Annotated in this window: 1 protein-coding gene; it reads left to right on the plus strand. The window is 62.5% G+C overall.

Translation table 11 applies throughout. The features are described 5' to 3' along the window. The coding region (locus EOC06_RS34980) for an ABC transporter substrate-binding protein (protein ID WP_245470339.1) at positions 1 to 818 on the plus strand (818 nt) is incomplete at its 5' end. Positions 819 to 958 lie beyond the last annotated feature (140 nt).

The following is a 958-nucleotide window of genomic DNA, read 5'->3' on the forward strand; positions in this document are numbered from 1 at the left end:
GCAATATCAGCGGTGGTCCACAGACAATCGAAGCCTTTCGCGCCAACGCATTGGACGTCGGATCCGTCGCCGACATTCCGCCCATCCACGCGACCTGGACGGGGCTCAAGGTCAAGATCATTGCCGCGAAGTTCCGCAAGGAACCGGTTGCGCACCCGATCTATCAACTCGGCATTGCACCGGGAGTCGAGGTCAGGACGCTCGCGGATTTGCGCGGTAAGCGGATTGCTTTCAGCCCCGGTCAGGCACAAGGCGCGCTGGTGTTGAGGGTCCTGCAGGCCGCCAGCCTGGAAAAGGAGGATGTAGATCTCATCGAACTGCCCAGCAAAGGCGACGCCTATCCAGTGGCACTTGCCGGCAAGCAAGTCGACGTCGCGCCGATCTCGGGCGTCCTCATCAAGCGCTATCTGCGCCAGTATGGCGCCGACGGCGCTGCCACTATCCCGCACGGCTTGCGCGATGATCCAGCCCATCTCTATGCCCCACAAGCCGTGCTTGACGACCCGGCCAAAGCCGCCGCTCTCGGCGAATATGTGCGCTACTGGGCGCTAGCCGCCCGTTGGGTGGAAGAGCATCCCAAGGAGTGGATCGAGGGGTACTACGTCGCCACCCAGGGCCTCAACACAGAAGATGGCCAGTATCTGATCGACGCTGATGGTCAGTTCGACATCCCCTCCGACTGGAACGACGTGATCGTGCGCCAGCAGGCGACGATCGATCTCCTGGCCAAGGAGTTGAACAAGCCCGCGATCAAGGCCGAGGACCTGTTCGACAGGCGCTTCGAGGCGATCGCCACAAACGCGCTGAACGCCTCCTGACGCCTGCTTCCCGAGACCGGAGACGACACCGATGAACGCATTCTCGAACACCGCTGCGGTTGCACCCAACATTCCCTACGCAACGGATGAAAGGGCGCTGATTTCGCCTGCGGCCGAGCCCCGCGAGACCGGGACGAGGC

This window comes from Mesorhizobium sp. M7A.F.Ca.MR.362.00.0.0, from assembly GCF_004023175.1.
Lineage (GTDB): Bacteria > Pseudomonadota > Alphaproteobacteria > Rhizobiales > Rhizobiaceae > Mesorhizobium.